The 2,246-nt window shown below is 67.2% G+C and carries 3 protein-coding genes; 1 reads left to right on the top strand and 2 read right to left on the bottom strand.

The window, feature by feature from the left end; translation table 11 throughout:
- Nucleotides 1–251: 251 nt before the first annotated feature.
- Together ACNPP0_RS18830 and ACNPP0_RS18825 are read right to left on the bottom strand one after the other, a co-directional pair.
- Nucleotides 252–1,244, bottom strand: a complete 993-nt coding sequence (locus tag ACNPP0_RS18830; RefSeq protein WP_448706691.1) for a FecR domain-containing protein — start codon at nt 1,242–1,244, stop codon at nt 252–254.
- Nucleotides 1,223–1,732 (bottom strand): sigma-70 family RNA polymerase sigma factor, encoded by a 510-nt coding sequence (locus tag ACNPP0_RS18825; RefSeq protein ID WP_448706690.1) that lies wholly within the window; start codon nt 1,730–1,732, stop codon nt 1,223–1,225. Before ACNPP0_RS18825 ends, ACNPP0_RS18830 begins: the two co-directional genes overlap by 22 nt.
- Nucleotides 1,733–1,888: 156 nt before the next feature.
- Between ACNPP0_RS18825 and ACNPP0_RS18820 the strand changes: the two genes are divergently transcribed.
- The coding region (locus ACNPP0_RS18820; RefSeq protein WP_448706689.1) for a hypothetical protein at nt 1,889–2,246 on the top strand (358 nt) is incomplete at its 3' end.

Below are 2,246 nucleotides of genomic sequence, written 5' to 3'. Positions count from 1 at the left end.
GCGGCCAGGGGCGGCATCGCGGCGGCAACGGCGGCCAGCGCCAGCGCGGCGTGCACGGCGTGGCTCAGGCGCGTCTGGCGCGTCGGCGCATCCACTAAGGTTCGGGAGCCGCTTGCGCGGCCGGCGGGAAGATAAGCCATGGTCGTCCTTTCGATCCAACGGGTATCGGCATTCGTTTGCCTATACAGACCATGACCCGCGTGATCGGCGAACCGGACAGCGCGTCGGCGGGTAATTTGTAACGGTGGCGATCATGCCGCCGATTCGCGCGGCCCGATGGTCACCCAATAGGACGTGCGGTAGCGCACCTGCACGGGCAAGGTGGCGGGCAAGGCAGCCAGCACGGCGTCGGTATCGGCCAGCTGGAACGCGCCCGAGATGCGCAGATGAGCCACGTCCGGGTCGCAACGCAACACGCCCGGCCGATAGCGGCCCAGCTCGCGCGCGAAGGCATCCAGGCGCATCTGGCCGGCATGCAGCACGCCGCGCGTCCAGTCGCCGGCATGCGGATCGGCGGGCGTGGGGCCAACAGCGTCAACCTGTGTCAGCGTGCCTTGCTGGCCCGCCGCGATATCGACCATGCGGCCGGCCCGGCTGACACGTACCCGGCCTTCCTGCACGCTGACCTGGCATTGCACGCCATCCTGGCGGACGCAAAAGCGCGACGGCGGCGCCACGATATCGCCCAGGCTGGTACGCACGACGAACGGGCGTGCACCCGGCTGCGCATCGGCCACTGCATGCACGGCCATTTCACCGGCTCGCAATCTCACCAAGCGGGTGGTGGCATCAAACGCCACGTCCACCGCGCTGGCGGTATTCAGTTGCAGCGCGGACCCGTCCGCCAGCGTGATGTCGCGCCGCTGGCCCGCTGCGCTGCGGTAGTCGGCCGTCCAGTCCAGCGGGTCGGCGCGCCAGGCGGCCCAGCCCACCGGGCCCGCCACGATCAACGCCACCAGGGTTTTCAATGCGGCGCGGCGCGGCTTGAGTTCGGGTCGGTTCAGCGTGGCCATGCCCAACGCGGACGGGATCAGGCCAAAGCGTTCGTTGACGCGCTGTGCGCGCTGCCAGGCATGTTCGTGTTCGGCCTTGCTGGCGCGCCATTGGTCGCAGGCGTGCACGTCGGCGTCGGTGGCGCGGCCGGAGCTCAGGCGCAGCAACCAACGCGCGGCCTCGCGGGCAACATGGCGTTCGACGGCGGGCAGCTCGCCGCCCGCGCTGTTCAACTCACCGCCATGATGCATTGCTCGAACCCCCGGGCGATGTAGCGGTGCACCGATCGCAGCGACACGTTCAGGCGCTGTGCGATATCGGCATGGCTAAGGTCTTCCAGCTGCGCCATCAGAAAAGCCTGGCGCGCGGGCAGCGGCAGGCCGGCCAGCATTTCGTCGATTTCTTGCAGGGTTTCCAGGATGATCAGGCGCTGTTCGGCCGGCGGCGCCAGCCGTTCCGGCATCAAGGCCAGCGCTTCCAGGTACGCGGCTTCAATGGAACGGCGCCGATGGTGGTTAAGCATCAGGCGCTTGGCGATGGTCGTCAGGTAGGCGCGCGGTTCACGCAGCGCGTCCAGTTCGTGGCGATGGCGCAGCACGCGGACAAACGTGTCCTGGGCCAGATCGGCGGCGTCGAAGGCGTTGCCCAGCTTCGCGCGCAGCCAATTTTGCAGCCACCCATGGTGGCTGCGGTACAAGCATTGGACGGTGTCGCCTGAGGCGAGCACGGGGTTAGGCACGAGGGGCTCCCAGAACGCTAAATTACAAATACAAATCAATCTCATTCTAATTGCAAAGGCTGCGCTTCCGTCAAGTAGGGTGAAACGCGGGCGGGGAGATATCATCGGCACACACCAGCCGCGCCCCGCGGCCGCATAACGACTCGGGCTGACTCCATGTTCTATAGCGTCTTGACATTCATCCACGTGATGGCCGTGATCCTGTGGGTAGGCGGCATGCTGTTCGCGCACTGTTTCTTGCGGCCGGCGGCCGCGAAATGGGAACCCCCGGCGCGCCTGGCGCTGATGGCGTCGGTGCTGGGGCCTTTCCTGAATGCCGTGCTGGTAGCGATCGTGCTGATCCTGCTGACGGGGATGTCGATGATCGGGCAGGCGGCCAGCCAGGCCGCCCAGACCGGCGGCAAGTTCTTCATGCCGCTGAACTGGACGCTGATGGCCACGGGCGGCCTGGTGATGATGGCCATCTTCGGCCACATCCGCTTTGCGCTGTACAAGCGGCTGGCCCCCCCCCGGG

It is taken from the genome of Achromobacter semiaridum, assembly GCF_053543755.1.
The sequence above is the reverse complement of the archived record's forward strand: the minus strand, read 5'-3'. Positions and strand labels throughout refer to the sequence as shown.

Coding starts and splice junctions, on each gene's coding strand:
- ACNPP0_RS18830 (WP_448706691.1), bottom strand. CDS start 1,244: ATGCATCATGGCGGTGAGTTGAACAGCGCGGGCGGCGAGCTGCCCGCC.